At 67.9% G+C, this 25,506-nt stretch carries 27 protein-coding genes and 2 tRNA genes; 11 read left to right on the plus strand and 18 right to left on the minus strand.

What is annotated here, in order from left to right; translation table 11 throughout:
• Window positions 1-8: 8 nt before the first annotated feature.
• Window positions 9-629 carry a membrane protein YczE gene (gene yczE / locus ABD882_RS16085; protein WP_345188391.1) on the minus strand — a complete coding sequence of 207 codons (621 nt, stop codon included), beginning with the start codon at window positions 627-629 and terminating at the stop codon, window positions 9-11.
• Window positions 630-690: 61 nt separating this feature from the next.
• Between yczE and yczR the strand changes: the two genes are divergently transcribed.
• Window positions 691-2,115, plus strand: coding sequence for a MocR-like transcription factor YczR (yczR, locus tag ABD882_RS16090; protein ID WP_345188393.1), 1,425 nt, complete (start codon window positions 691-693; stop codon window positions 2,113-2,115).
• 10 nt (window positions 2,116-2,125) lie between these two features.
• Here the strand turns inward: yczR and ABD882_RS16095 are convergent, their stop codons facing one another.
• From ABD882_RS16095 to ABD882_RS16130, 8 genes are all read right to left on the minus strand, one after another.
• Entirely contained in the window at window positions 2,126-2,983 is an 858-nt protein-coding gene (locus tag ABD882_RS16095) for an MBL fold metallo-hydrolase (RefSeq protein ID WP_345188394.1), read from the minus strand.
• Window positions 2,980-3,390: a PIN domain-containing protein gene (locus ABD882_RS16100; protein ID WP_345188396.1), complete on the minus strand. Its 411-nt coding sequence runs from the start codon at window positions 3,388-3,390 to the stop codon at window positions 2,980-2,982. Before ABD882_RS16100 ends, ABD882_RS16095 begins: the two co-directional genes overlap by 4 nt.
• On the minus strand, window positions 3,387-3,602 hold the full coding sequence (locus ABD882_RS16105; protein WP_345188397.1) for a type II toxin-antitoxin system VapB family antitoxin: 216 nt from the start codon (window positions 3,600-3,602) through the stop codon (window positions 3,387-3,389). The genes ABD882_RS16100 and ABD882_RS16105 overlap by 4 nt, the downstream gene beginning before the upstream one ends.
• Before the next feature lie 143 nt (window positions 3,603-3,745).
• Window positions 3,746-3,818, minus strand: a tRNA-Ala gene (locus ABD882_RS16110).
• Window positions 3,819-3,868: 50 nt separating this feature from the next.
• Window positions 3,869-3,942, minus strand: a tRNA-Ile gene (locus ABD882_RS16115).
• A gap of 52 nt (window positions 3,943-3,994) precedes the next feature.
• The gene (locus tag ABD882_RS16120) at window positions 3,995-4,828 is read right to left on the minus strand and encodes a DUF4097 family beta strand repeat-containing protein (protein WP_345188398.1); all 834 of its coding nucleotides are present in this window, start codon (window positions 4,826-4,828) and stop codon (window positions 3,995-3,997) included.
• A complete protein-coding gene (locus tag ABD882_RS16125; RefSeq protein ID WP_345188400.1) occupies window positions 4,825-5,574 on the minus strand; it encodes a LuxR C-terminal-related transcriptional regulator in 750 nt (249 codons plus the stop codon). Before ABD882_RS16125 ends, ABD882_RS16120 begins: the two co-directional genes overlap by 4 nt.
• Complete coding sequence (locus ABD882_RS16130; protein ID WP_345188401.1) at window positions 5,562-6,851, minus strand: sensor histidine kinase; 1,290 nt, start codon at window positions 6,849-6,851, stop codon at window positions 5,562-5,564. The genes ABD882_RS16125 and ABD882_RS16130 overlap by 13 nt, the downstream gene beginning before the upstream one ends.
• Before the next feature lie 150 nt (window positions 6,852-7,001).
• On the opposite strand from ABD882_RS16130, the gene ABD882_RS16135 reads away from it, so the two are divergent.
• Window positions 7,002-7,715: a VIT1/CCC1 transporter family protein gene (locus ABD882_RS16135; RefSeq protein ID WP_345188402.1), complete on the plus strand. Its 714-nt coding sequence runs from the start codon at window positions 7,002-7,004 to the stop codon at window positions 7,713-7,715.
• Window positions 7,716-7,736: 21 nt separating this feature from the next.
• Here the strand turns inward: ABD882_RS16135 and ABD882_RS16140 are convergent, their stop codons facing one another.
• From ABD882_RS16140 to dnaA, 7 genes are all read right to left on the minus strand, one after another.
• Complete coding sequence (locus ABD882_RS16140) at window positions 7,737-8,141, minus strand: DUF3566 domain-containing protein (RefSeq protein ID WP_345188403.1); 405 nt, start codon at window positions 8,139-8,141, stop codon at window positions 7,737-7,739.
• Complete coding sequence (gene gyrA / locus ABD882_RS16145; RefSeq protein ID WP_345188404.1) at window positions 8,138-10,690, minus strand: DNA gyrase subunit A; 2,553 nt, start codon at window positions 10,688-10,690, stop codon at window positions 8,138-8,140. Before gyrA ends, ABD882_RS16140 begins: the two co-directional genes overlap by 4 nt.
• Window positions 10,691-10,921: 231 nt before the next feature.
• Window positions 10,922-13,015 (minus strand): DNA topoisomerase (ATP-hydrolyzing) subunit B, encoded by a 2,094-nt coding sequence (gyrB, locus tag ABD882_RS16150; RefSeq protein ID WP_345188405.1) that lies wholly within the window; start codon window positions 13,013-13,015, stop codon window positions 10,922-10,924.
• A gap of 118 nt (window positions 13,016-13,133) precedes the next feature.
• Window positions 13,134-13,616, minus strand: coding sequence for a DciA family protein (locus ABD882_RS16155; RefSeq protein ID WP_345188406.1), 483 nt, complete (start codon window positions 13,614-13,616; stop codon window positions 13,134-13,136).
• Window positions 13,609-14,829 (minus strand): DNA replication/repair protein RecF, encoded by a 1,221-nt coding sequence (gene recF, locus ABD882_RS16160; protein WP_345188408.1) that lies wholly within the window; start codon window positions 14,827-14,829, stop codon window positions 13,609-13,611. The genes ABD882_RS16155 and recF overlap by 8 nt, the downstream gene beginning before the upstream one ends.
• A 64-nt stretch (window positions 14,830-14,893) precedes the next feature.
• Window positions 14,894-16,033: a DNA polymerase III subunit beta gene (dnaN, locus tag ABD882_RS16165; RefSeq protein ID WP_345188409.1), complete on the minus strand. Its 1,140-nt coding sequence runs from the start codon at window positions 16,031-16,033 to the stop codon at window positions 14,894-14,896.
• A 493-nt stretch (window positions 16,034-16,526) separates the two neighbouring features.
• Window positions 16,527-17,924, minus strand: a complete 1,398-nt coding sequence (gene dnaA, locus ABD882_RS16170) for a chromosomal replication initiator protein DnaA (protein WP_345188410.1) — start codon at window positions 17,922-17,924, stop codon at window positions 16,527-16,529.
• A 300-nt stretch (window positions 17,925-18,224) separates the two neighbouring features.
• Between dnaA and rpmH the strand changes: the two genes are divergently transcribed.
• The 9 genes from rpmH (at window position 18,225) to ABD882_RS16215 (ending at window position 23,871) form a co-directional block, all read left to right on the plus strand.
• Window positions 18,225-18,362 (plus strand): 50S ribosomal protein L34, encoded by a 138-nt coding sequence (gene rpmH, locus ABD882_RS16175; protein WP_157157687.1) that lies wholly within the window; start codon window positions 18,225-18,227, stop codon window positions 18,360-18,362.
• A 4-nt stretch (window positions 18,363-18,366) separates the two neighbouring features.
• Window positions 18,367-18,699 (plus strand): ribonuclease P protein component, encoded by a 333-nt coding sequence (rnpA, locus tag ABD882_RS16180; protein ID WP_345188413.1) that lies wholly within the window; start codon window positions 18,367-18,369, stop codon window positions 18,697-18,699.
• On the plus strand, window positions 18,696-19,046 hold the full coding sequence (yidD, locus tag ABD882_RS16185) for a membrane protein insertion efficiency factor YidD (RefSeq protein ID WP_345188414.1): 351 nt from the start codon (window positions 18,696-18,698) through the stop codon (window positions 19,044-19,046). The genes rnpA and yidD overlap by 4 nt, the downstream gene beginning before the upstream one ends.
• 3 nt (window positions 19,047-19,049) lie before the next feature.
• Complete coding sequence (gene yidC, locus ABD882_RS16190) at window positions 19,050-20,135, plus strand: membrane protein insertase YidC (RefSeq protein ID WP_425563386.1); 1,086 nt, start codon at window positions 19,050-19,052, stop codon at window positions 20,133-20,135.
• Window positions 20,132-20,617 (plus strand): Jag family protein, encoded by a 486-nt coding sequence (locus ABD882_RS16195; RefSeq protein WP_345188415.1) that lies wholly within the window; start codon window positions 20,132-20,134, stop codon window positions 20,615-20,617. The genes yidC and ABD882_RS16195 overlap by 4 nt, the downstream gene beginning before the upstream one ends.
• Before the next feature lie 15 nt (window positions 20,618-20,632).
• The gene (gene rsmG / locus ABD882_RS16200; RefSeq protein ID WP_345188416.1) at window positions 20,633-21,280 is read left to right on the plus strand and encodes a 16S rRNA (guanine(527)-N(7))-methyltransferase RsmG; all 648 of its coding nucleotides are present in this window, start codon (window positions 20,633-20,635) and stop codon (window positions 21,278-21,280) included.
• Window positions 21,281-21,538: 258 nt separating this feature from the next.
• A complete protein-coding gene (locus ABD882_RS16205; protein ID WP_345188417.1) occupies window positions 21,539-22,465 on the plus strand; it encodes a ParA family protein in 927 nt (308 codons plus the stop codon).
• The gene (locus ABD882_RS16210; RefSeq protein WP_345188418.1) at window positions 22,465-23,436 is read left to right on the plus strand and encodes a ParB/RepB/Spo0J family partition protein; all 972 of its coding nucleotides are present in this window, start codon (window positions 22,465-22,467) and stop codon (window positions 23,434-23,436) included. The genes ABD882_RS16205 and ABD882_RS16210 overlap by 1 nt, the downstream gene beginning before the upstream one ends.
• 99 nt (window positions 23,437-23,535) lie before the next feature.
• Window positions 23,536-23,871 carry a tryptophan synthase subunit alpha gene (locus ABD882_RS16215; RefSeq protein WP_345188419.1) on the plus strand — a complete coding sequence of 112 codons (336 nt, stop codon included), beginning with the start codon at window positions 23,536-23,538 and terminating at the stop codon, window positions 23,869-23,871.
• Between the two features lie 218 nt (window positions 23,872-24,089).
• On the opposite strand, the gene trxA is transcribed toward ABD882_RS16215, so the two are convergent.
• Together trxA and trxB are read right to left on the minus strand one after the other, a co-directional pair.
• Window positions 24,090-24,413 carry a thioredoxin gene (gene trxA / locus ABD882_RS16220; RefSeq protein WP_345188420.1) on the minus strand — a complete coding sequence of 108 codons (324 nt, stop codon included), beginning with the start codon at window positions 24,411-24,413 and terminating at the stop codon, window positions 24,090-24,092.
• A gap of 69 nt (window positions 24,414-24,482) precedes the next feature.
• Window positions 24,483-25,436, minus strand: a complete 954-nt coding sequence (trxB, locus tag ABD882_RS16225) for a thioredoxin-disulfide reductase (protein WP_345188422.1) — start codon at window positions 25,434-25,436, stop codon at window positions 24,483-24,485.
• Between the last annotated feature and the right edge of the window lie 70 nt (window positions 25,437-25,506).

Genomic DNA, 25,506 nt, shown 5'->3' on the forward strand with positions numbered 1-25,506 from the left:
GTCGCCGTCTACGCCGTCTCAGCCCGCGCCGCAGGGATCCGGCCGGGACCCCGGGTCCGCGCGGTGTCGAACAGGGGCAGCGCGACGTGCACGAGCGGACCGATGCCCAGGGCGAAGACCACGGTGCCGATGCCGACGGTTCCGCCGAGCAGCCAGCCCGTGATCAGCACCGTCACCTCGACGACGAGCCGTGCCACCCAGATCGGCCACCCGAGCCGGGCGTGCATGCCGGTCATCAGGCCGTCGCGCGGACCGGGACCGAAACGCGCGCCGATGTAGAGCCCGCTGGCCACCGCGACGACGACCACCCCGGCCAGGAGCAGGAGAACCTGCAGAACGAGGCCGTGCACCGGCGGGATGACCGTGACCGTGGCCTGGATCGCGGTGCCGACGAGCAGCACGTTCAGCAGGGTGCCGATCCCGGGCCTCTGCCGCAGCGGGATCCACAGCAGCAGCACCAGCAGGCCGACGATGTTCGTGATCCAGCCGACGCCGATCCCGGTGCGCAGAGCGAGGCCCTCCGCGAACACCGTCCACGGATCGACGCCGAGCCCGGCGTCGATCATGAGCCCGCATCCGAACCCATAGAGCGGCAGCCCGATCAGCAGTTGCAGCACCCGACGTGTCATTCGTCCATTGTGAACCAGAAGTGGCCCTTTCTTATCAGTCCAATTCGCGTACGCTGGCCCCATGGACTCCCGGCTCTCCGCACGCGCCCTGGTCGAGCTGCTCGGCCTGTGGCGCACCGCCGACCCCGCCTACGATGCCCTGGCCGACGGGATCCGGCTGCTCTGCCTGGACAACCGGATCGCCCCGGAGACCGCGCTGCCCGCCGAACGCGAGTTCGCGGCAGCGCTCAGCGTGAGCCGCACGACGGTGGCCGCCGCGTACCGGGCGCTGCGCAGCACCGGGCACATCGTGAGCCGGCAGGGATCCGGCAGCGTCACCCGGCCGCTCGGACGCACGGCGTCCGCACGCTGGTTCGAGCACGGCGGGATCGACCTGCAGCGGGCCAGCCCTCCGGCCTGGCCCGGTCTGCCGGGTGTGATCGCCGAGGTCATGGGATCGGCGACCTCCCTCGTGTCCCGATCGGGCTACGACATCCTCGGGCACGCCGAGCTGCGCGCCGCGATCGCCGACAGGTACACCCGGCAGGGGATCCGGACGGCGCCCGACCAGATCATGGTCACCAACGGCGCCCAGCACGCGCTGAACCTGATCGCCGGCACGCTGCTGCGCCGGGCGGATCGCGTGCTCATCGAGACCCCGACCTATCCGCACGCGGCCGAGACGTTCCGCCGGGTGGGGTCTCGCCTGGTGGGCGTGCCGGTCGGGGTCGAGCACGGCTGGGACCTGGATCGCGCCGCGCAGGCGTTCTTCCGCACGGCTCCGGTGCTCGCCTATGTGATGCCGCAGTTCCAGAACCCGACCGGGCGCTGGATGACCGCCGAGGAGAGCGCCGTGTTCGCCCGCGCGGCGCACGATGCAGGCTCGATCCTGCTGATCGACGAGACCACGGCCGATCTGCGCATCGACGGGGCCGCGGATCCGATCCCGCTCGCGGACGACGCCGGGATCCGGGTGGGGTCGCTCGGCAAGTCGGTGTGGGGAGGGCTGCGGGTGGGGTGGATCCGCGCCGCCGACGACCTGATCCGCCGGATGCGGGCCGCCCGCACGTCGTACGACCTGGGCACCCCCGACCTCGAGCAGGCGATCGCGACCCTGGCGATCGCACGGCTCGACGAGATCCTGACGCAGCGCTCGTCGCTGCTGCGGGCGGGCCGCGACGCCCTCGTCCGCGCCCTGGCCAGCACGCTGCCCGAATGGGAGGTTCCCGACGTGCATGGCGGCGTCGCGCTCTGGGTGGGGCTGGGCGCGCCGCTGAGCTCCGCCCTGGTCATGGACGCCACACGGCACGGCCTGCATCTCTCCGCCGGGCCGCGATTCGCGGTCGCGGGCGGCCACGAGCGGCACCTGCGGATCCCGTTCACCGCCGAACCGCGCGAGCTCGAGCGCTCCGTCGAGATCCTCGCCGCATCGTGGGCCCGGGTGACGGCGGGGATCGGCCTGCAGGTGCGCGGCCCGAGGCCGACGCCGGCGGAGGCGCTCGTGTGAGCGAGGGCGCCTACGCGTCCCCTCCAGCCATGCGCTCACCGCGGGCCAGCTGCACATACCCGGCCCTGAGTGCGGACCGAAGGAAGCTCTCCGGCCACCAGGCCTGGAGCGCAGGATCCAGCGCAGCATCTTCGGGCGACACGCCCGCCGAATACGCGGCGAGGATCCCGTCCGCGACGGCGCGCAATCGCGACGCCTGCCGCACGATGAAGTCGCGGTCGATGACCGAGCCGTGCCCGGGCACCAGCACATCCCCGGGACGGATCCGTTCCAGCAGCACGTCCAGTGCGCCGGGCCAGTCGAGCGGATAGGATCCCGACCCGAACATCGACGGACCCGACTCCTCGACGACGTCCCCGAGGAACCAGGCCCGGACATCGGGCACGAGCACGGCGAGGTCGGTGTCGGTGTGACCGGGCGGCAGTGGCCGGAGCTCGATCACCCGCCCGCCGACGTCGATGCGCCGCGGCGCGTCGATGAGCACTGTGGGTGGGGTGAGCCGCACCTGCGCCCACGCCTCGTCCGGCTCGGACTCCGGGTGCTCCTGCACCTTCTGCAGCCTCGGCCTCTCGTACTGGGCGAAGTGCTCAGGGATCAGGCGATGCCCGTAGATGGGGATGTCGCGCTCGGCGAAGATCTGGTTTCCGAAGGTGTGGTCGTAGTGCGCGTGGGTGTTCACGACGGGCAGGATCGGCAGCGCGAAGCGCTCCTCGACGTCGCGGACGATCTCCGCCGCCTCCGCGGGGTTGTTGCGGGTATCCACGACGGTGACGCCCGTGCGGCCGGCGATCACACCGACCGAGACGTCCATCGGCTCGTAGCGCCGCTGGAACACGCCCCGCGCGACCTCGATCCACTCGTCCGTCATCGGTCCGTGCCGACGTACTCCTGCCGGACCCGGCCATCGGTGGCGAGTTCGATGTGCCCGAAGTCGCGGTCGGAGTTCAGGATCACCGCATCGTTGACGACGGCGTACGCGGCGATGAGGCAATCGAAAGCGGCGGCGGCGCGCACGAGCCCGGTGTCCCAGAGCGCTTGCTGAATGTCGAGAGCTTCCTGCTCATCCGGATGCTCCCATGCCGGGAGCAGCTCATCCATGTCCTCGCGCAGTTCGGCATACTCGCGAGGATCGCGCGCCGAGTGACAATACTCGAGCACCTGGGGTGGGCACGTGATGATCAGGTGGTTCGGCGACAGAGCTCTGAGCCTGTCGGCGATCGCGGCACTCGTTGCGGCCTTCTGCCAGATGCTGTTGTCGACGAGGTACGTCGTCACGCGTGCGCCGTCGACGGCGCGATGGTGGGCGCGTCGATCTGGTCGGGACTGAATCTGCGGCCGATGATGCGCTCGACGGCCGCCGGCTGGCGACGTACGGCGATGAGCGTGCGGAGAGCAAGATCGACGGTCTCGCGGTTGGACGACGTCCCGGCGAGCTCTTTGGCGTGCCGCAGCTCGTCGGGGTCGATGTCGATGGATGTGACGGCCATGGTTCCTCCTTCGCGAACTTATATATAGGAGTATATAAGCTTAAGGAGCCCGGTCGGCGGCGCGCACGAGCCCCGGGGCCCAGAGCGCTTGCTCGCGGCGGAAAGAGAGAGGCCCGAGCGATGGCTCGGGCCTCTGGTGTCTGTGGAGCCTAGGAGATTCGAACTCCTGACATCCTGCTTGCAAAGCAGGCGCTCTACCAACTGAGCTAAGGCCCCTGATTCGACCAGTGAGCGGATCCGATTGCTCGGATCCGCTCAGGTGTCGGTGGGGCTACCAGGACTTGAACCTGGGACCTCTTCATTATCAGTGAAGCGCTCTAACCACCTGAGCTATAGCCCCGTATCAACCTCCAAGACTTTACCGGACCGTAGGGCAATCACGAAATCGTGGCTCAGCTGCCGCTGTGCAGCGTGACACCCCCCGCGGACAGGTTCACCTGGATGCGGTGAGCGGCCGAAGGATCGGTCGGGATCCGCGCGTCCAGCGTCCCCGCGGAGACGTCCTTCGAGAGCGCGTAGGTCCCCGACGGGACCGTGACATCCATGGATCCGGCGCTCACGTCGAGCTTCATGTCGTCGGGCGCGGATCCCGTGAACGCGGCGTCCAGCTGCCCGGCCGACATCGTCAGATCGGCCGTCCCGACGTCGCGCAGACGCAGGTGCGCCGCACCCGCATCGACTCGGGCCGTGAAGGTGCGCGCAGCTCCGTCCACGGTCAGCTGGCCCGCACTCACTCGCGCGGTGACGACATCGAAGTCGCCGGCCGCGTCCAGCGCCCCCGCGTCGAGCGTCAGGTCCGCGTTCAGGGTGCCCTCGAGGTCCTTCGGGAGGGTCAGCGTCATCGTCGGACCGTCCTGGAACCAGGTGTTGAACCACCAGCCGAACGGCGCCTGCGGGTTCCGCACCTGCAGCGTGTCGCCGACGCGCTGCATCTTCCAGTTCGTGTTCCCCTGCCCCTCGCTGCGCAGCGTCGCCTGGGTCACGTCGCCGAAGCGGATGGAGACGGATCCGGCGCTCGCGTCGAGGTTCAGAGACCGGACGCCCTGCACGTCGGCCGTGATCCCGGAGGCGGTCGTCCCGGATCCGGTCACCGCCTGCGTGGTCGCGGCGACGGCGGCCGTACCGCCCGCGACGGCGAGCGACAGCGCGCCGACGACGATCGCGACGACCGTGATCGCCGTCACCGCGCCCCTCTGCGGCGGCCGGGGTGGAGTGAGGTTCGTCATCGGTTCATTCCCGTCTGTGCTGGTCCGGTCTGTGCCGGTCCGGGCTGCGGAGCGTGCCCGGGCTGAGGGCCGTTCAGCCCGGCGTTCTCGAGGTGGGCGATGGCCGCGAGCACGCGGCGATTGCCGGATTCGTCGGGTTCGAACCCGAGCTTCTGGAAGATGGCGGTGATGTGCTTCTCGACGCTGGCCTCGGAGAGGAACAGCGTGGCGGCGATCGCCTGGTTCGACCGGCCTTCTGCGATCATCGCGAGCACGGTGCGCTCACGATCGGTGAGAGTGCGCATGCGGTCGTCCTGGTTGCGCCGGGTGAGCAGCTGCGCGACGACCTCGGGATCCAGGACGGTCGCGCCCGCGGCGATCCGCTCGACCGAGTCGATGAACTCGGCGACGTCGGCGACGCGATCCTTGAGCAGGTAGCCCAGCGGGCCGGCGGATCCCTGCGCTGTGACCCCCTGCGCGATGATCAGGTCGCTCGCGTAGCGCTCCTCGACGTACTGGGAGAGCACGAGCAGGGGGAGCTGCGGGATCCGCTTGCGCAGCGACAGCGCGGCGCGGATCCCCTCGTCCACGAACGTCGGCGGCAGGCGCACGTCGAGGATGCACAGCTCAGGGTCGGTGGCGTCGACCGTCTCGTCCAGGGCTGAGGCGTCCGGCAGTGCGGCGACCACCGCGTGACCCGCGTCCTCGAGAAGCCGGACCAGGCCCTCGCGCAGCAGCACGGAGTCTTCGACGATCAGGATGCGCATGGGACGCTCACCTCAAGACTGGTCGGGCCGCCCACCGGGCTGTCCAGGCGGATCGTGCCGCCGGCGGCGAGCACGCGGTTGCCGATCCCGTCGAGACCGCCGCCGGCGATGACGGTCGCGCCGCCGACGCCGTTGTCCTCCACCCGCGCCCAGAGCGTGCCGCCGTCGCGCACCCGCACGACGACCCGGCATTCGCCGGCGCGGGAGTGCTTGGCGGCGTTCGTGAGCGACTCGGCGATCGTGAAGTACACGGCGGCCTCGGCATCTCGGGAGCAGCGGCCGTCGAGCCGCACGTCGAGCGCGACCGGCACGGGGGAGCGGCCGGCCAGCGCGGAGAGCGCGGCGTCGAGGCCACGGTCGTCGAGGACCGAGGCGTGGATCCCGCGGGCCAGCTGCCGCAGCTCGGTGATGGCGGCCTTGGTCGAGGTGTGCGCCTCGGCGATGAGCGCCTTCGCCGTCTCCGGATCCGTGTCGATCTTCTGCTGAGCCATGCCCAGGGTCATCCCCACCGAGACCAGCCGCGGCTGCACACCGTCGTGCAGGTCGCGTTCGATGCGCATGCGCTCCACGTCGGCGGCGCGCACCGCGCCGGCGCGCTGGGCGGTGCTGGTGCGCACCTGCTCAGTCAGATCGAGCGTGCGATCCGGCGTCACCACGATGCCGCGCGAGATGACCCGGTGCAGCAGTGCGATGCCGAGGATGCCGGCGATTGAGACGAGCGCCCCGAGACCGCCGACGAGCGGGGCCCACGCGATCGGATACTTCGTGCCCCAGCCGGTGTCGGCGTCGCCGGTGCTGAACAGCGGCAGGAAGGCCGTCACCGCCGACCAGCCGAACCAGGAGAACAGCCGCAGCACCAGACCGCCGAAGAAGCAGGCGATCGCGACGTTCGCGAGTGCACGCCACATCCGCCCGTTGTACGCCTGCCGCCAGAGCGCCAGCAGCCAGCCGACGAAGCCGTCGCGCTCCCGCGGGCGCCAGCGCAGGGCGGGCAGCGCGAACCCGTACAGACCGTTCAGGCGGGCGATCTCGAACCAGGCGACGCCGAACAGGGCGTAGACGAGGCCGACGAGGAACACCACGCCGACCCCGACGAAGAGCAGGCCGAAGCTGATCCCGGCAAAGCCGCCGAGAACGCCGACCACGGTGGATCCGGCGACGCCGAGCGCCGCGAGCTCCAGCACGGTGAGGAGCAGGCGCAGCGGCGTGCGCGGCGCCGGCGGTGCGGCGGGTTCTGCGTCAGGAGGGGGTGGGAGGTAGGCCGGTGCTGTGGGCATGCCTCCACGCTACGGGCGCGTCCCTCGTCGTGGAACGGAGGGATCCGGAGGAATCGATTCGGGTTTTCCGTAATCCGTGCCGCTCGCCCGCCGCCGAAGCATCGCCTTGCCTTCGTGGACGCCGGCGCGCCCACGTGCTTACGTGATCACATGACGCTGCATTCGAACGAACCCCATGGCGCCGGCCTCGGTCAGCGGCTGAACTGGCTGCGGGCGGGCGTGCTCGGCGCCAACGACGGCATCGTCTCGGTCGCCTCGCTCGTCGTCGGCGTCGCCGGTGCCACCGCCGACAACGCCGCCCTGCTCATCGCGGGCCTTGCCGGCCTGATCGGCGGCGCGATCTCGATGGCGCTCGGCGAGTACGTGTCGGTGAGCAGCCAGCGCGACAGCGAGAACGCCCTCATCGCCAAGGAGCGCGAGGAGCTGCGCACGATGCCGGAGGAGGAGCTGGCCGAACTCACCGAGCTGTACCGGCAGCGCGGCCTCACCGAGCAGACCGCCCATCAGGTGGCGACCGAGCTCACCGCGCACGACGCGCTGGCGGCGCACCTGGAGGCCGAGCTCGGCATCGATCAGGACGATCTCGTCAACCCGTGGCACGCGGCGATCTCTTCGGCGATCTCGTTCACGCTCGGCGCACTGCTGCCCCTGCTCGCGATCCTGCTGCCGCCGGTCGGCTGGCGCGTGCCCGTGACCTTCGTCGCCGTTCTCGTCGCGCTGGCGGTGACCGGGTTCCTCTCCGCCCGGATCGGCGGATCGAACCCGGTGCGCGCGTCGATTCGGCTCGTGCTCGGCGGTGCGCTGGCCCTCGTCGCCACCTGGCTCATCGGCACCCTGCTCGGCAGCACCGGCATGGTGGGCTGACGGCCGCCCGCCGGGTCCCGGTCAGTTCGAGGTGAAGCCGACCAGCAGGCCGCCGGTGACCTTGACGGCCAGGTTGTAGATGCCGGCGATGACCGCGCCGAGCACCGTGAACACGATGAGGTTCAGGATCGCGACGACGGATCCGAAGGCGAGCACCTGCGGCAGCCCGACGATCGAGCTCAGCTTGAAGGCGCCATCGGTGAAGCCGCCGACGAACTCGTCGGCCTTGACGATCAGGCCGGTCGCCGACATCACCAGGTAGATGAGCAGGAACGAGACCAGCGTCACGATGGCGATCGCGATCGCACCGAGGAACGACAGCTTCACGGCCGACCAGAAGTCGATGTAGACCAGGCGCAGGCGCACCTGCTTGCTGGACGTCTTCCTGGACGACTTCTTGGCGAGCTTGTCGGCTACCGTGCTCATTCGTCGCGCTCCTCAGGGGCTTCGGGGGTCGGGGTCTCTGGGGCCGCGGCGGAGTCCTCGGACTCGTCGGCGTCGGCCAGGCCGCGTTCGGTGTTCCGGGCGATCGCGAGGATCCGATCCTCATCATCAGCCCGGGTGAAGACGACGCCCATCGTGTTGCGTCCCTTCGCCGGCACCTCGGCCACGGCAGAGCGTACCACCTTGCCGCTGGCAAGAACCACAAGGACCTCATCGTCCTCCTGGACGATCAGACCCCCCGCGAGAATGCCCCGGTCATCGTTCAGTTTGGCGACCTTGATGCCCTGCCCGCCCCGGCCCTGGACGCGGTACTCGTCGACCGAGGTGCGCTTCGCGTAGCCGCCGTCGGTGACCACGAACACGAACCCGTCTTCGGTGACCAGCGACGCGGACAGCAGACTGTCGGATCCGCTGAACTTCATGCCCTTGACCCCCTCGGTCGCGCGGCCCATCGGACGCAGCGCCTCGTCGGTCGCGTGGAACCGCACCGACATGCCGTGCCGGCTGATCAGCAGGATGTCGTCGGTGGCGTCCGCGAGGAACGCGCTGACCAGCTCGTCCTCCTCACGGAGACGGATCGCGATGACCCCGCCCTGGCGGTTGGTGTCGTAGTCGCCGAGGCGGCTCTTCTTCACCAGGCCCCCGCGCGTGGCGAGCACGAGGTAGTCGGCCGCGTGGTAGTCGCGGATGTCGAGGATCTGGGCGATCTTCTCCTCGGGCTGCAGGGCGAGCAGGTTCGCGACATGCTGGCCCTTGGCGTCGCGCCCGGCCTCCGGGATCTCGTACGTCTTCGCGCGGTAGACCCGGCCCTTGTCCGTGAAGAACAGCAGCCAGTGGTGGGTGGTCGTCACGAAGAAGTGCTCGACGAGGTCGTCGGCGCGCAGCTGCGCACCCTTCACGCCCTTGCCGCCGCGGTGCTGCGACCGGTAGTTGTCGCTGCGGGTGCGCTTGATGTAGCCCTCCCGCGTGACCGTGACGACCATCTCCTCCTCGGCGATGAGGTCTTCCATCGAGACGTCGCCGTCGAAGCCGTGCAGGATGTGCGTGCGGCGGTCGTCGCCGAAGCGATCCACGATCGCGGTGAGCTCCTCGCGGATGATCCCGCGCTGCAGCGCCGGATCCGCGATGATCGCCTTGTACTCCACGATCTGCGCCTCGAGCTCGGTGGCCTCGTCGATGATCCGCTGCCGCTCCAGCGCGGCGAGGCGGCGCAGCTGCATGTCGAGGATCGCGAGCGCCTGGTCGGCGTCGATGTCGAGGAGCCGCTGCAGCCCCTCGTTCGCCTCCTGCGCCGAAGGGGAGCGGCGGATCAGCGCGATGACCTCGTCGAGCGCGTCGAGCGCCTTCAGGTAGCCGCGCAGGATGTGCATGCGCGCCTCGGCCTTGGCCAGGCGGAACTGCGTGCGCCGCACGATCACGTCGATCTGGTGCGCGATCCAGTTCGTGATGAAGCCGTCGAGGGCGAGCGTGCGCGGCACGCCGTCGACGATCGCGAGCATGTTCGCGCCGAAGTTGTCCTGCAGCTGGGTGTGCTTGTAGAGGTTGTTCAGCACCACCTTGGCGACGGCGTCCCGCTTGAGCACGACCACGAGGCGCTGCCCCGTGCGATCGCTGGTCTCGTCGCGGATGTCGGCGATGCCGCCGACCTTGCCGTCACGGACGAGATCACCGATCTTCACCGCGAGGTTGTCGGGGTTCACCTGGTACGGCAGCTCGGTGATCACCAGGCAGGTGCGGCCCTGGATCTCCTCGACGCCGACCACGGCCCGCATCGTGATGGATCCGCGTCCTGTCCGGTACGCCTCCTGGATCCCCTTCGTGCCGAGGATCTGCGCGCCGGTCGGGAAGTCGGGGCCGGGGACCCGCTGGATCAGACCTTCGAGCAGCTCTTCGCGAGGAAGACCCGGGTTCTCCAGCGCCCACAGCGCCGCCTCGGACACCTCGCGCAGGTTGTGCGGCGGGATGTTCGTCGCCATGCCGACCGCGATGCCGATCGACCCGTTCACGAGCAGGTTCGGGAAGCGCGCCGGAAGGACGTCGGGCTCCTCGGTCTCGCCGTCGTAGTTCGGCGAGAAGTCGACCGTGTGCTCCTCGATATCACGCACCATCTCTAGTGCGAGCGGGGCCATCTTCGTCTCGGTGTACCGAGGGGCGGCGGCACCCATGTTGCCCGGCGAGCCGAAGTTGCCCTGCCCGAGCGCGAGCGGGTAGCGCAGCGACCACGGCTGCACGAGACGGACCAGAGCGTCGTAGATCGCCGAGTCGCCGTGCGGGTGGTACTGACCCATGACCTCGCCGACCACGCGCGCGCACTTCGAGAACGACTTGTCGGGGCGGAACCCTCCGTCGTACATGCCGTAGATCACACGGCGGTGCACGGGCTTCAGGCCGTCGCGCACGTCGGGCAGCGCGCGGCCGATGATGACGGCCATCGCGTAGTCGAGGTACGACCGCTGCATCTCCGCCTGCAGGTCGACGAGGTCGATCTTGCCGTGGTTGTGCTCAGATTCAGGGCGGCTGTCGTCAGTCATGTCTTCTCTTCGTGTTGCCGTTCGTGCCAGATTGTGGGCCGGGCTCAGAGTCCGGGCTTCGAGTCCGGGCTTCGGGGATGTGACCCGGAGGAATCAGCGGGGGCCCTCCCGCTTCGCGGGCCCCTCCCGATATTCCTCCGGGTCACATCCCCTGCGCCCTTCGTCCGTGAGGCTGCGCCCCCGTCGTGCGTGGCGGCGCGGCCCGAGTCTTCGTTTGTGTGTGTGGGTGGGTCAGATGTCCAGGAAGCGGACGTCTTTTGCGTTGCGCTGGATGAAGCTGCGGCGGGACTCGACGTCCTCGCCCATCAGCACGCTGAAGATCTCGTCGGCGGCCGCGGCGTCGTCGATGGTCACCTGGCGGAGGGTCCGGGTGGTGTGATCCATCGTCGTCTCCCACAGCTCCTTGGCGTTCATCTCGCCCAGGCCCTTGTACCGCTGGATGCCGTTCTCCTTCGGGATCCGCTTGCCGCTGGCCAGACCGTCATTCAGCAGCGCGTCGCGCTCGACGTCGGAGTAGACGTACTCGTGCGGGGAGTTCGTCCACTTCAGCCGGTACAGCGGGGGCATCGCGAGGTAGACGAAACCCGCCTCGATGAGGCCGCGCATGTAGCGGAACAGCAGCGTGAGCAGCAGCGTCGTGATGTGCTGGCCGTCCACATCGGCATCGGCCATCAGCACGATCTTGTGGTACCGCGCCTTGGTCAGGTCGAAGTCCTCGCCGATGCCCGTGCCGAAGGCCTGGATCATCGCCTGGACCTCTTTGTTGGCGAGAGCCTTGTCGAGGCGCGCACGCTCGACGTTCAGGATCTTGCCGCGCAGCGCCAGGATCGCCTGCGTGTGCGGGTCGCGACCCTGCACGGCCGAACCACCGGCCGAGTCGCCCTCCACCAGGAAGATCTCCGAGATCGACGGATCCTTGCTGGTGCAGTCCTTGAGCTTGTCGGGCATCGCCGCCGACTCGAACACGCTCTTGCGGCGGGCGGTCTCGCGTGCCTTGCGCGCGGCCATCCGCGCGGTCGCCGCGTCGATGGCCTTGCGGATCACGTTCTTCGCCTGCGCCGGGTTGCGGTCGAACCAGTCGCCGAGCTGGTCGCCGACCACCTTCTGCGTGAAGGCCTTCGCCTCGGTGTTGCCGAGCTTGGTCTTGGTCTGTCCCTCGAACTGCGGCTCGCCGAGCTTGATCGAGATGACCGCGGTGAGCCCCTCGCGCACGTCGTCGCCGGAGAGGTTGTCGTCCTTCTCCTTGAGCAGGTTGTTCGCGCGCGCGTACCGGTTCACCAGCGAGGTGAGCGCCGCACGGAAGCCCTCCTCGTGCGTGCCGCCCTCGTGCGTGTTGATCGTGTTCGCGTAGGTGAACACGTTCTCCGTGTAGCCCGTCGTCCACTGCATCGCGACCTCGAGCGAGATCTTGCGCGCGGTGTCCTCCGACTCGAACGCGATGATCTCGTCGTTGACGACCTCGGCGCGGCGGGCGTGGTTGAGGTATTCGACGTAGTCGACGAGGCCGCGCTCGTAGAGGAACGTGTCCTCCCGCGGCTTGGTCACGACGGCGCCGTCGACCTCCTCCTCGATCACGGCGGACGGTCGCTCGTCGTGCAGCTCGATGCGCAGCCCCTTGTTCAGGAACGCCATCTGCTGGAAGCGGGTGCGCAGGGTGTCGTAGTCGAAGTCGACGGACTCGGTGAAGATCGTCGGATCCGGCCAGAACGTGATGGTCGTGCCGGTCTCGTCGGTGGCTTCGCCCTTCTCCAGCTGCTGCTGCGGGTGGCCGCCGTTCGCGAAGCTGTGCCGCCAGACGAAGCCCTGACGCTTGATCTCGACGTCGAAACGCGTCGAGAGCGCGTTCACGACCGAGGATCCGACGCCGTGCAGACCGCCGGAGACGGCGTATCCGCCGCCGCCGAACTTGCCGCCGGCGTGCAGGATCGTGAGCACGACCTCGACCGTCGACTTGTTGGGATCGGAGGAGTGCGGGTCGACGGGAATGCCGCGGCCGAAGTCGATCACCCGGATTCCGCCGTCGGGGAGGATCGTCACGATGATCGCGTCGTTGGCGCCCGCGAGCGCCTCGTCCACCGAGTTGTCCACGATCTCGTAGACGAGGTGGTGCAGGCCGCGCGGACCCGTGGATCCGATGTACATGCCGGGACGCTTGCGCACGGCCTCGAGACCCTCGAGGATCTGGATCTCGTCGGCGCCGTATTCTCCGGTCGCCTTCGTGGCGGATGAGGATCGCGTCGCGGAACCGGGTGCCTCTGAAGCCCCCGTTCGGGTCGATTCGTTCTCGGCCGATTCGTTCGCGTCAGAGGGGTTTTCAGGTGTCATCTGAGAGGGGGCTCCACATCGAAGATCTAGGCCTCCAGTCTATCGGAAACCGCTCTCAATGTCGCGTTGTACGCCGTTCTGCGCGCCTGAACGCCCCTGGAACGGGATGGATCATGTCCTAACCGTAGGTATCGCGCGGGCCGCGCCCTGGAGCGACTCTGGGGCCCCATTTCCAGGATGGGACGTCAGGCCCGACGAAGCGGAGATTCTGCACGCCGGCCTCGGGATACCGCCGGCCGATCTCCGTGATGATCACGGCGCGCATGTACTGCAGGTTCTTCGCCCATGCCGTCGAGTCGCACTTGACCGTGAGCATGCCGCCCTCGAGCGACACCGGCTCGGAGTGCTTGGCGGTGTCGGGACCGGCGAGCTCCGCCCACTGCAGCACCAGATCCTCTCGGCTGAGAGCGGCCTCCCAGCCGGAGTCCCGGGTGAGTTTCGCCAGCACGTCACCGAGGGTGCCCGGATCCCTGCCTTTCGTGAACGGGGCGTTGTCGTCGTCGACGATGCGCTTCTTGCGCTTCCAGTTCTTCGAGCTCGGCTTCAAGCCGCGCAGGCGCAGGTAGGTCGCGACGGTCTCGGGGACCTCCGGTTCAGCCATCCGCCGCCTCCGGTCCCTCGTCAGCGGTCGCCGCGCGCTCGTCCGAGATCGTGCCGGCGTGGATCCGCACCACGTGGCGGTGCAGCACCTCGGGGATGTCCTCCTCGACGGCCGCAGTCACGACGACCTGCTCGTAGCCGGCCGTGAGATCGGCGAGGCGTCGACGGCGGTCGGCATCGAGCTCGGCGAACACGTCGTCGAGGATCAGCACCGGGTCTCCGGCGGGGGACTCGTGCCGCAGCAGCTCGGCCGAGGCGAGCCGCAGCGCGAGCGCCACCGACCAGGATTCGCCGTGCGACGCGTAGCCCTTCACCGGAAGATCGCGGACGCGGAGCACCAGGTCGTCGCGGTGCGGGCCGACCAGGGTGAGCCCGCGTTCGAGCTCGGCCGCGCGCCGCGCGACGAGTGCCGCCCGGAACAGGTCCGCGGTGCGCTCGGGTGCGGCCGCATCGCCCGGCCCCGGGGGATCGGCGCCGTCGCCCGCGGCCTGAGCGGATCCCTCCTCCGGGTCGCCACCGCGGATCGACTGCGCCCACTGCAAGCGCGGATCGTGATCGGCGCCGGCGATCGCGGCGTAGGCGTCGGCGACACCCGGCTGCAGGTCGGCGGCCAGGCGCGTGCGCGCGTCGATGATCTCGGATCCCAGTGCGATGAGCTTGTCGTCCCACACGTCGAGCGTGGTCAGGGCATCGGCTCGGATGCCCCTCGCCCGCGCCGACTTCAGCAGCGCGGTGCGCTGACGCAGCACCCGGTCGTAGTCTCCGAGCACCGCCGACATGCGCGGGGTGCGCTGGATCAGCAGCTGATCCGCGAACCGGCGCCGCGCAGACGGATCCCCGCGCACGATCTGCAGATCTTCCGGTGCGAACAGCACCACATGCGCATATCTGGGCAGGTCTGCGGTGCGGCCGGGGGCGCCGTTGACCCGCGCCTTATTGGATCCCTGACGGTTGATCTGCACCTCGATCAGGACTTTTCGCTGTCCGTGTGCGAGCCGTGCCCGCACGATCGCCGCCTCATGCCCGTCCCGCACCATCGGCGCGTCGGACGAGACCCGATGCGAGCCTAGCGTGGCGAGGAAGACGATCGCTTCGGCGAGATTCGTCTTGCCCTGTCCGTTGCGGCCGACCAGGACGTTCGGCCCGGGGTTCAGCGCGAGTTCGGCGGTCGCGTAATTGCGGAAGTCGACGAGGCTGAGATGTTCCACAATCACCCGAGCAACCCTACCCGCGGGCCCCGACACCGGCCGGGGTCGGATCCGCGCCGACGCCGGAGAATCAGCGCAGCAGCAGGTTCGGCTGCAGCAGGTACTTGAACGAGTCCAGCCCTGCCTTCTCGACCGAGGTCTGGCTCGTGATCAGCACGGGGCTGAGCTTGTTCGCGTTGTCGGAGGACGTGAACGTCACCCGGACGAACTCGCTCTTGACGGCGCCGAGAGCCTCGAGCAGGTACTGCGGGTTCAGGCCGAGCGTGACCTCGCCGCCGTTGAGGTGCGCGTCGACCGACTCGGAGGCGCGGGCCTGGTCGCCGCCGGACGCGTCCATCGTGACGGCCGAGGTGTCGAACGTGAACCGCAGCGGCGCCGAACGGTCGAGCACGAGTGCGACGCGGCGCACGGCCTCGGTCAGATCCGCGGTGCTGACCACGGCATGGTGGTCGGTCTGCTCGGGGAAGAGCCGCCGCACGGGCGGGAAGTTGCCCTTGATCAGCAGGGAGGTCACGGTCTTGTTGCCCGCGGTGAAGGCGATGATCTCGCGGTCGCCGGCACCGGAGAACGAGATCTGGATCGTGCCGGCGTGGCCGAACGTCTTGCCGACCTCCTGCAGGGTGCGGGCCGGGACGAGTGCGGTCTGCTCGGCGGCTTCGCCGTCCCAGGGCACGTCGCGCAGCGACACCCGGTAGCGGTCGGTCGCCACGAGGCTGAGTGTGTTCTCGCTGACTTCGAGCTGCACGCCGGTGAGCACCGGGGTGACGTCGTCGCGGGAGGCGGCGAACCCGACCTGCGCGATCGCGGTGCTGAAGTCCTCGGCCGGCACGAGCCCGGACGTGCCGGACACCTCGGGGATCGAGGGATATTCCTCGACCGGCATGGCGGCGAGCGTGAAGCGTGCGGATCCGCACCGTACGGCGATCCCGCCATCCTCCTCCACCGAGATCTCGATCGGGGCGTTCGGCAGACGGCTGGCGATGTCGGAGAGCAGGCGGCCGTGCACGAGGATCGTGCCCGGCTCGTCGACGGTGGCCTCGATGGTCGTGCGCGCCGACGCCTCGTAGTCGAACGCCGACAGAGTCAGCCCGGTGTCGCCGGCCTCGATCAGCACGCCGGCGAGGATCGGCTGGGGGTTGCGCTGCGGCAGCAGCTTGACGACGAACGAGACTGCTTCGCTGAAGACATCGCGATTGACCTGGAACCTCACCGGCGCTCCTTCGTCGTGTGGATGCGGATGGTCATGTCGGACACGCCTTCCGCTGCATGGCGAACGCCACGGGCTCCCATGCTAATGCCATGCCCGTTGCTGCGGAGTGTCAGGGGTCGACGGGAGTCCGCGCATCGAGCGGATCCGTCCCCAGGCTCGCTCTGGATGGTGATCGATGGAGGGGATTATCAGAAGGGTTCTTAACAGTGTTAACGCCTGTGGATACTGTGGATAACTCTGGGGATGCTTTACGGGACAAGGGAACTACACGCCTGTCAGTTGTGGAGATCCTGCGGAAACAGTGGGCTCGGGGGCCGTCCCGGTCGGAGCGACGCAGGGGAGTTATCCACAGATCAGGGCCGAGGGTGGGGATTCCCGAGGTCCTGGAGGGTGAGATATCCCCAAGTTATCCACATGTGGACTCCGATGCGGAGTCGTGCCATGATTCGGTGCCGCGACGGCCATGAGTGCCGGCGGCGCGGATGCCGCAGGCTCAGCGTCGGCTGAGCTGCGCGGTGATCTCGGTGACCTGATTGAAGATCGCGCGGCGCTCCTTCATAAGCTCGCTGATCTTCTTGTACGCGTACATCACGGTGGTGTGATCGCGGTTGCCGAAGAGCTGCCCGATCTTCGGCAACGACAGGTTGGTGCGCTCGCGGCACAGGTACATCGCGATCTGGCGCGCGGTCGCGATCTGCTGCGAGCGGCTGGAGCCGTACAGGTCGTCTTCGCTGAGCTTGAAGTAGTTCGCAGTCGTCGTGATGATGTCGGTCGGCGAGATGATGCTGTCCTCGTCCTGATCGACGATGTCGCGCAGCGCAGTCTGCGCCGTCGCGATGTCGAGCGGCGAACGATTCAGATTCGCGAACGCGGTGGCGCGGATGAGCGCCCCTTCTAGTTCGCGGATGTTGGACGAGACCTTCGTCGCGATGTACTCGAGCACGTCGTCCGGCACATGCAGCTGCTCGCTCTGCGCCTTCTTGCGCAGGATCGCGATCCTGGTCTCCAAGTCCGGAGCCTGCACGTCGGTGATGAGGCCCCACTCGAACCGGCTGCGCATGCGCTCCTCGAAACCGGTGAGGTGCTTGGGCGGCAGGTCGCTGGTGATCACGACCTGCTTGTTGTGGTCGTGCAGCTGGTTGAAGGTGTGGAAGAACGCCTCCTGCGTCTCCGCACGTCCCTGCAGGAACTGGATGTCGTCGATCATCAGGATGTCGACCTCGCGATAGCGCGCCTGGAAGGCCGCCCCGCGGTTGTTCGCGATCGAGTTGATGAAGTCGTTCGTGAACTCTTCGCTGGAGACGTAGCGGACCTTGACGCCGGCGTAGAGCGACTGGGCGTAGTCGCCGATCGCGTGCAGGAGGTGCGTCTTGCCGAGGCCTGGTCCGCCGTAGATGAACAGCGGGTTGTAGGCCTTCGCGGGGGCTTCGGCCACGGCGACGGCGGCGGCGTGCGCGAAGCGGTTCGACTGGCCGATCACGAAATTGTCGAACACGTACTTCGGGTTCAGTCGCGATTCGTGGCGGATCGGGGTCGGCCGCTCGAGGGGAGAGTCGACGCGCGCAGGTTCGGGGCGGGCCGTGGCGAAGTCGCCGACCGGGACCGGCGCGGACTGCTGCTCGACCATGTCGTGGTTGACCGTGACCCGGAACGAGGTGACCTCGTCGCCGATCCGCGCGAGCGCCTCCATGATCGGGAGCCGAAGACGCTTGTTGATCTGGCCGGCGGTGAGGTCGTTCGGCACCTCGAGGTAGAGCGTGGCGGTCATCACGCCGGCGGGCACGGCGAGATTGAGGAACCCCTGCAGGGGAGCGGTGACCCTCTCGTCCCCGGCCAGCTCGGCGAGCAGATCGTCCCAGATCGGAACTTCGGACTCTGCGGCTGCGGACATTGTTCCCCCGGCGTACTCGGCACGGCCGCGGACGAGTTCGCGCTGCCTGTGGATAACTGCTCGTGCCACGGTAACCAGCGCGGGCGTCGAGGGCAAGCCGCGACTGGTGCCGCGCGAGGGCGTGTCCCTGTGGGCGGATCGATCCACAGGTGTGGATAATGGCCTTTTCTCCCGCTCGGTTTGCGATGTCAGGGCTGACGTCGTAGCCTTAATCGGTTGACTTATGCCCGTTCGGCATCCTTTTGTCCACCCGTCTCCGGCCGCAGCGATCCCGGCGACAGCTTCCCTTCCGGAGAAATCATGAGCAAGCGCACCTTCCAGCCCAACAACCGCCGCCGCGCCAAGAAGCACGGTTTCCGTGCCCGCATGCGTACTCGTGCCGGCCGTGCGATCCTCGCGGCTCGTCGTACGAAGGGCCGCACCGAGCTCTCGGCGTAAATCCGTGCTCGCCCGCCCGTATCGCATCACTCGCGGGTCCGACTACCGCATGGTGGTCCGGCGCGGGCGGCGATACGGCGGGTCTCTGCTGATCCTGTCTCTGCTGGAGACGAAGGATCCGCGCCCGGCGAGGTTCGGCTTCATCGTGAGCAAGCAGGTGGGCAATGCGGTCGTCCGCAATACCGTGCGCCGACGTCTCAAAGACGCCTGCGCTCGTCAGCTGCCCCTGCCGGACGGGATCGACATCGTGATCCGCGCTCTCCCGGCCGCCGCCGGCGCTCCGTTCGCCGATCTGCTGTCGGACGTGGAACGAGCCATTCACCGAGGCGTGCGATGAGCGCGCTTCCGGCCTACTCCCGTGGGAATGCGCATCTGCACGCCCACGATGCGCTGCGGGCGATGCCGCTTCTGCCGCGAAACCTCGTGCTCGGATTCCTCTGGGCCTACCGCACCGTGATCTCCCCACTGTACGGAGACGTGTGCAGCTACTACCCATCGTGTTCCGCTTACGCTGTAGGTGCGGTGCAGCAGCACGGCGCGGTGAAGGGCGCAGGCCTTTCGGCGTGGCGGATCCTGCGTTGCAATCCCTGGAGCCACGGCGGTGTGGACGACGTCCCGCTGCACAAGAACTTCCGACACGCCCTCACGTCCCGAGGATTCGTCGTACCTTCCCGAAAGGACTGATCAGTGGGTTCCGACCTTCTGTTTGCCGCGTCGACCTCGACGCCCGCGCCGTCGAGTGGCGGATTCGACCTGCTCGGAACCCTCATGTGGCCGTTCAAGGCCCTGGTCGAGGCGATCCTCGTCGCCTGGCACTGGCTGTTCACCTCGATCGGGATGCCCGGCGGGGCCGGTCTCACCTGGGTGCTGTCGATCCTCGGCCTCGTTCTCGTGATCCGCGCGGCGGTCTTCCCGCTGTTCGTGCGGCAGATCAAGAGCCAGCGCAAGATGATGGAAATCGCCCCTGAACTGAAGAAAGTTCAGGAGAAGTACAAGGGCAAGCGCGATCAGCTCAGCCGCGAGGCGATGAGTCGCGAGACCATGGCGCTGTACAAGAAGCACGGCACGACGCCGATGTCGAGCTGTCTTCCCCTGCTTGTGCAGATGCCCTTCCTGCTCGGCATGTTCTACACGCTGAGCGATGTCAAGAAGCACGCCGAGGCGGGTACCGGCGGGGTGTGGCTGCTCACCAAGGAGCTCACAAAGCAGTTCTACAACGCCACATTGTTCGGTGTTGCGCCGCTGCACACGAGCCTCATCGACGCGGTGCAGCACAAGCCCAGCGGCTGGGAGACCACGGTCGCGATCCTCATCGTCCTGGTGATCCTGATGATCGGATCGCAGTTCTTCACGCAGCTGCAGATCATCTCGAAGAACCTCGCACCCGAGGCCAAGACCGGCCAGGCGTACCAGATGCAGCGCATCATGCTCTACATTCTTCCGCTCGGCTTCATCTTCTCGGGTCTGTTCTTCCCGCTCGGTGTCGTCATCTACTGGTTCGTCAGCAACCTGTGGACGATGGGCCAGCAGTTCCTGGTGCTCCGGGAGATGCCCACGCCCGGATCCGATGCGGCCAAGGCCCGCGAGGAGCGCCTGGCGCGCAAGGGCAAGGCCATCAACTCCGAGGGCAAGGTCGTGCCGATGCTCGCCTACCAGGCCGAGCAGCAGAAGATGCTCGAGGACGCCGAGCGGCTGAAGGCGCAGCAGCCCAAGCGGCAGCAGCCGAAGAGCGCCAAGCGTGCCAAGCGGCAGCAGAACGGGAGTGGAGCATGACCGAGCACGATGTTGCGGAGCCGACGGTCTCCGAGCTCGAGAACGAGGGCGACGTCGCCGCGGACTTCATCGAGGGTCTCCTCGACATCGCGGACATCGACGGCGACCTGACACTGGACGTCAAGCAGGGGCGGGCCTATGTGTCTGTCGAGGCGGAGGGCGACGGGCTGCGTCTGCTCTCGGCGCCGGACACCGTGCAGGCTCTGCAGGAGCTGACGCGCCTGGCGGTCCAGAACGCCACAGGATCCTTCTCCCGGCTGATCCTGGATGTCGCGGGTTCCCGAGACGCCCGTCGCACGCAGCTCGAACGCCTGGTCGACTCCGCCGTGGTCAAGCTCGATGAGGGTGCCTCGCAGGCGTCTCTGCCGTCGATGTCGAGCTACGAGCGCAAGCTCGTGCATGACATCGCTGCGGAGCGGGGGCTCGTCTCCGAGTCCTACGGTGAGGGTCCGACGCGGCACACTGTGATCCGTCGCCGGTGACGTTTCACGTGAAACATGGCTGAGACAGACGCGTCGTTCGTGGATCTCGAGCCGGAGCCGGCGGCCGCAGCTGCGTTGTTCGGTGAGGGGATCGACCGTGCCCGGCGATTCACCGCTTCTCTGGCGCGGTCGGGGGAGGAGCGCGGGCTGATCGGTCCGCTCGAACTCCCGCGCCTCTGGACCCGGCACATTCTGAACAGCGTGATCGCTGCGCCGCTGTTCCGGGGGTCGGTCGCCGATGTGGGCTCCGGTGCGGGATTGCCGGGCCTCGTCCTGGCGATCGCTCGGCCGGACGTGTCGTGGACGCTGATCGAGCCGATGGAGCGCCGGGTGGCGTGGCTGGACGAGCAGGTCGCCGACCTGGAGCTGGCGAACGTGACCGTGGTTCGCGGGCGCGCGGAGGACGTGCCGCTCAGTGGCACCTTCGACATGGCGACCGCGCGTGCCGTCAGTGCGCTGCGCACGCTGATTCCCTGGACCGCGCCCCTTGTGCGCAACGGCGGGGAGCTCGCACTGCTCAAGGGTCTCAATGCGGAGAACGAGATCTCTGCTGCCCAGAAGGCGATCCGGAAGTTTCTCCTGACGGACGTTCGCGTCGAGACGCTCGGTGAGGGCGTGCTGTCGGAGACCACGCGGGTGTTGCGTGCGACCGTCCGCGGTTGAGCCTGGCGTTCGGAGTCGATGTTTCACGTGAAACATGGCAACTCCGCCGAACTCGCATGGTGCCGGCCGGCCCTTCGTTTCGGTCGCTGATCTTTGACGCCACCCCTCGGTCTCCGCACCGCGCTGTGCTGATGCTCCTCCACTGCGATGTTTCACGTGAAACATCGCACAGATCGACGCCGCGAGCCCAGGAACGTCGGGTCCGCAAGTTAGAGTAGAGGTTCCGTCGTATCCGTCGGAGATCGTCGAAAGGAGCGGATGTTTCACGTGAAACAGTCCCCAAACACCTCGACTGCAGGATACGGAGCGGATACCCCCCTCGCCCGCGAACTCGCGGATCTCACGGCCCGCCGTCGGGCACTCGAGGGTGTGAGTGTCCGGTTCGACGGCCCGACGCGCGTCTTCACCATCTCGAATCAGAAGGGCGGCGTGGGAAAGACCACGACCGCGGTGAACATCGCCTCCGCGATGGCGGAACTGGGTGGTCAGGTCCTCGTGATCGACCTCGATCCGCAGGGCAACGCTTCCACCGCACTCGGGGTGCCGCATACCGCCGATGTGCCGAGCATCTACGACGTCTTGATCGGTGATGTCCCCCTTGCCGAGGTGATCCAGACCAGCCCGGAGTCGCCGAATCTGCGGTGTGCGCCGAGTACGATCCACCTCGCGGGGGCCGAGATCGAACTCGTCTCGCAGGTTGCGCGGGAGCATCGGCTCCGCACGGCGCTCAACGACTATCTCGACACCCATCCCACGGATGTGGTGATCATCGATTGCCCGCCGTCGCTCGGGCTGCTCACGATCAACGCGTTCACTGCGGCGACAGAAGTGATGATTCCGATCCAGTGCGAGTACTACGCGCTGGAGGGCCTGAGCCAGCTGCTCGGGAACATCCGCATGATCCAGAAGCACTTGAATCCGTCGTTGCTCATGTCGACGATCCTGCTGACGATGTTCGATGGGCGCACGCGGCTGGCTCAGCAGGTGGCTGAAGAAGTGCGCGGTCACTTCCCGCACGAGGTGCTGGACACCGTGATCCCGCGATCCGTCCGGGTTTCCGAGGCTCCGAGCTTCGGCCAGACCGTGATCGCGTACGACGGGCAGTCTGTCGGCGCGGTGGCCTATCGCGAGGCAGCAGTGGAAATCGCCGGTAGAGCGATGACCGACAACGAAAAGGGGCACTGATGGCGAAACGCACGGGACTGGGGCGGGGAATCGGCGCGCTCATTCCGACATCGGACGCGACCGAGCGGCCCGTCGACGTCTTCTTCCCCGGGGCGAGGGCCGTCGATCTGGCGTCGGCGGCCGTTCCTGCGCCGACGGCGACCGCGGAACTCATCGCGGTGCCCGGCGCTCGGTTGATCCATGTGGATCCGCACGACATCGTGCCGAACCCGCGCCAGCCGCGTCGGCAGTTCAACGAAGACGACCTCGCCGAGCTGGTGCACAGCGTCCGCGAGTTCGGCGTGCTGCAGCCGGTCGTGGTCCGCGAGAACTCCGACGGCCAGTACGAACTGATCATGGGGGAACGGCGCACCAGGGCTGCCCGCGAGGCGGGGCTCGCGTCCATCCCCGCGATTCTTCGCGAGACCGCGGACGAGGATCTGCTCCGCGACGCGCTGTTGGAGAACCTGCACCGCTCCCAGCTGAACCCGCTGGAAGAGGCCTCGGCCTACCAGCAGCTCCTGGAGGACTTCGGGATCACCCAGGAGGTGCTCGCCACGCGCATCGGACGTTCGCGCCCGCAGGTGAGCAACACCATTCGTCTGCTCCGGTTGCCGGTGCCGGTGCAGCAGCGCGTTGCGGCCGGGGTGCTCACGGCCGGGCACGCACGCGCGATCCTGTCCCTCGATGACGCGGATCTCATGCAGCGTCTCGCGGACAAGGTGGTGAACGAGGATCTGTCGGTGCGCGCCACCGAGGAGGCTGCGAAGACGATCTCCGCGGGATCGCCGGCGTCCACGCCGAAGCCCCAGGCAGGTGCCCGGCGCGCCTATCTCGACGAGGTCGCGGGCAAGCTCGGAGATCGACTGAACACCCGTGTGCAGATCGGCCTCGGAGCCAGAAAAGGCCAGGTGAAGATCGATTTCGCGTCGATTCAGGATCTCAACCGCATCCTCACCGAGATCGGCGAGGAGAACTACGGGGCGTCCTGACTCCGGCATCCCGGTACTGCCGCTGAGGGCCCGGAACCGATCCGCATGACGCGGTCTGTTCCGGGCCTTCGTGCGTGCGGCGGCACGTAGGCTTGTCGGGTGAGTGATTCCCCGACCCGGCGCGCCAGCCTCGAAGTGCTGCGCGCAGAGGCCGCTGACGAACTGGCCGTGCTCGTGCAGGAGCGGCTGCTCGGGGGAGAAGACCCCTGGGACTTCATGGAAGAGCTTCCCAGCGTCGACGAGCTCGTCGTGTATCTGCTGCGTGCCGACGAGATCATCGAGGGCGGAGGGATCCGGCCCGACGACGCACGCAACTTCGTGGTCCTCCGTCGCATCGCTCTGGACTATCCCGAGCTCACTCCGATCGTGTGGGGTCTTCTCGGGGATGGTCCCAAATATCGCCGCTGGGATCTTCTGGCGGACGACGCGCGGTAGCGATTCGACCCGCCGAAGAACGGTTCGTGTCGATGTTTCACGTGAAACATCGAGCGAATCACGGTCTCGTGCGGCCGGCCACTCTCACGCGGTGCGGCGCTCTCGTGATGTTTCACGTGAAACATGTGCCGCCGGTCGCTCCTGGTCCCGCCGTGTGGCGGGACGGAACGACGAAGCCCGCCCTCCGAGGAGAGCGGGCTTCGTGAATTCGGGGGGACTCAGCCGAGGAATGCGGCGAGATCCTTCTCCAGAGCGAACTTCGGCTTGGCGCCGATGATCGTCGTCTTGACCTCACCACCCTGGAAGACCTTCATCGCCGGGATCGACGTGATCTGGTACTTCATCGCGAGGTCGGGGTTCTCATCCACGTTCAGCTTGAGGATGGTGATCTTCTCGCTGTTCTCCGACTGGATCTCGTCCAGCACGGGCGCGACCATGCGACACGGACCGCACCACTCGGCCCAGAAGTCGACCAGAATGGGGCCTTCGGCCTGAAGCACGTCCTGCTCCCAGGTCGCCTGGCTGGTTGCCTTGGCAGTCATGATTCTCCTTGATTGTGAAAAACGCTCAGTGACGTCAACGTCGAGAGGGAGGGAAGTGTTCCCGCGCGCTCAGGCCAGAGCCGGCTGCGCAGAGGTGTCATCCGAAAGGGCCGCGAGGAAGTGCTCGACGTCGAGGGCTGCCACCGTGCCGGATCCGGCGGCGGTGACCGCCTGCCGGTAGGTCGGATCCAGGACGTCACCGGCCGCGAAGACGCCCGGAACCGAGGTGCGCGACGAGCGCCCGTCGACCCAGATCGTGCCCTCGGCGGTCAGATCGACCTTGCCGTGCACGAGGTGGGTGCGGGGGTCGTTGCCGATCGCGATGAACAGCCCGTCGAGCGCCAGCTCGCTCGTGCTGCCGTCCACGGTGTTGCGCAGCCGCACGCCGGTGGTGGCGTCCTCTCCGAGGACCTCCTCGACGGCGCTGTTCCAGACGAACTCGATCTTGTCGTTCGCGAACGCGCGGTCCTGCATGATCTTGGACGCGCGCAGCGTGTCCTTGCGGTGGATGACGTAGACCTTCGAGGCGAACTTCGTGAGGAAGGAGGCCTCCTCCATGGCCGAGTCGCCGCCGCCGACCACGGCGATGGTGCGCTCGCGGAAGAAGAAGCCGTCGCAGGTCGCGCACCACGAGACGCCGTGTCCGGAGAGGCGCTCCTCGCCGGGGACACCGAGGGTGCGGTAGGCGGATCCGGTCGCGTAGATGATCGTCGCGGCCTCGAGGACGGTGCCGCTGCCCAGCGTGACCTTCTTGATCTCCCCGTCCAGGTCGAGCTCCGTGACGTCGTCGTACAGCACCTCGGTGCCGAACCGCTCGGCCTGCTCCTGCATCTTGGCCATCAGATCGGGGCCCTGGATGCCTTCGGGGAAGCCGGGGAAGTTCTCCACCTCGGTGGTCTTCATCAGTTCACCGCCGACCTCGACCGAGCTCGCCACGAGCACCGGGCTCAGATTCGCCCGCGCCGCATAGATCGCGGCGGTGAACCCCGCGGGACCCGAGCCGATGATGATGACCTGTCGCATTGCCTCTCCTTGCTTTCGCACGCTTCAACACATGGTAGTCGCGCGGCATTCCGCACAGCTGTGGGATCGG

This window comes from Microbacterium panaciterrae (genome assembly GCF_039541635.1).
Lineage (GTDB): Bacteria > Actinomycetota > Actinomycetes > Actinomycetales > Microbacteriaceae > Microbacterium > Microbacterium panaciterrae.

Bases quoted from the DNA above. Each gene is read 5' to 3' on its own strand.
- trxA (WP_345188420.1), bottom strand. From the start codon at position 24,413: ATGACTGCCAAGGCAACCAGCCAGGCGACCTGGGAGCAGGACGTGCTT.
- ABD882_RS16130 (WP_345188401.1), bottom strand. From the start codon at position 6,851: ATGCCCACAGCACCGGCCTACCTCCCACCCCCTCCTGACGCAGAACCC.
- rpmH (WP_157157687.1), top strand. From the start codon at position 18,225: ATGAGCAAGCGCACCTTCCAGCCCAACAACCGCCGCCGCGCCAAGAAG.
- ABD882_RS16210 (WP_345188418.1), top strand. From the start codon at position 22,465: ATGGCGAAACGCACGGGACTGGGGCGGGGAATCGGCGCGCTCATTCCG.
- ABD882_RS16095 (WP_345188394.1), bottom strand. From the start codon at position 2,983: ATGACGGACGAGTGGATCGAGGTCGCGCGGGGCGTGTTCCAGCGGCGC.
- yczE (WP_345188391.1), bottom strand. From the start codon at position 629: ATGACACGTCGGGTGCTGCAACTGCTGATCGGGCTGCCGCTCTATGGG.
- ABD882_RS16125 (WP_345188400.1), bottom strand. From the start codon at position 5,574: ATGCGCATCCTGATCGTCGAAGACTCCGTGCTGCTGCGCGAGGGCCTG.
- yczR (WP_345188393.1), top strand. From the start codon at position 691: ATGGACTCCCGGCTCTCCGCACGCGCCCTGGTCGAGCTGCTCGGCCTG.
- ABD882_RS16195 (WP_345188415.1), top strand. From the start codon at position 20,132: ATGACCGAGCACGATGTTGCGGAGCCGACGGTCTCCGAGCTCGAGAAC.
- yidD (WP_345188414.1), top strand. From the start codon at position 18,696: ATGAGCGCGCTTCCGGCCTACTCCCGTGGGAATGCGCATCTGCACGCC.
- ABD882_RS16135 (WP_345188402.1), top strand. From the start codon at position 7,002: ATGACGCTGCATTCGAACGAACCCCATGGCGCCGGCCTCGGTCAGCGG.
- gyrA (WP_345188404.1), bottom strand. From the start codon at position 10,690: ATGACTGACGACAGCCGCCCTGAATCTGAGCACAACCACGGCAAGATC.
- trxB (WP_345188422.1), bottom strand. From the start codon at position 25,436: ATGCGACAGGTCATCATCATCGGCTCGGGTCCCGCGGGGTTCACCGCC.
- dnaA (WP_345188410.1), bottom strand. From the start codon at position 17,924: ATGTCCGCAGCCGCAGAGTCCGAAGTTCCGATCTGGGACGATCTGCTC.
- ABD882_RS16140 (WP_345188403.1), bottom strand. From the start codon at position 8,141: ATGAGCACGGTAGCCGACAAGCTCGCCAAGAAGTCGTCCAGGAAGACG.
- rsmG (WP_345188416.1), top strand. From the start codon at position 20,633: ATGGCTGAGACAGACGCGTCGTTCGTGGATCTCGAGCCGGAGCCGGCG.
- ABD882_RS16155 (WP_345188406.1), bottom strand. From the start codon at position 13,616: ATGGCTGAACCGGAGGTCCCCGAGACCGTCGCGACCTACCTGCGCCTG.
- gyrB (WP_345188405.1), bottom strand. From the start codon at position 13,015: ATGACACCTGAAAACCCCTCTGACGCGAACGAATCGGCCGAGAACGAA.
- ABD882_RS16205 (WP_345188417.1), top strand. From the start codon at position 21,539: ATGTTTCACGTGAAACAGTCCCCAAACACCTCGACTGCAGGATACGGA.
- ABD882_RS16120 (WP_345188398.1), bottom strand. From the start codon at position 4,828: ATGACGAACCTCACTCCACCCCGGCCGCCGCAGAGGGGCGCGGTGACG.
- ABD882_RS16105 (WP_345188397.1), bottom strand. From the start codon at position 3,602: ATGGCCGTCACATCCATCGACATCGACCCCGACGAGCTGCGGCACGCC.